The 327-nt window shown below is 46.8% G+C and carries 1 protein-coding gene; it reads left to right on the top strand.

The annotated features are described in order from the left end of the window. Window positions 1-295: DUF417 family protein (locus BZK24_RS08885; protein WP_143424425.1), on the top strand; the 295-nt coding region annotated here is incomplete at its 5' end. Window positions 296-327: the final 32 nt, after the last annotated feature.

Genomic DNA, 327 nt, shown 5'->3' on the forward strand with positions numbered 1-327 from the left:
GCTTTTAGGGCTTTGGATGCCTTTAATGGGCGTGATTGGGGGCTTGCTTGTCGCTGGAATGACGATCACGACTCTATCCTTTTTATTCACAACGCCAGAAGTGTTTGTCAATCAGCATTTCCCATGGCTTTCTGGGGCTGGAAGGTTAGTGGTTAAAGACTTGGCGTTATTTGCTGGAGGCTTGTTTGTGGCAGGGGTTGATGCGAAAAGCTATTTGGAGGGGAAAGGGGTTTGCTTGATGGATCGCTCATCGGTAGGGGTTAAAAATAAAAGCTTTAGTGGGGGGTGCTCTTAAAGAGGGGATAACTTAAAGAAGGCTTAAAGCCT

The sequence above is a fragment of the Helicobacter pylori genome (assembly GCF_001998165.1).
GTDB lineage: Bacteria > Campylobacterota > Campylobacteria > Campylobacterales > Helicobacteraceae > Helicobacter > Helicobacter pylori_DL.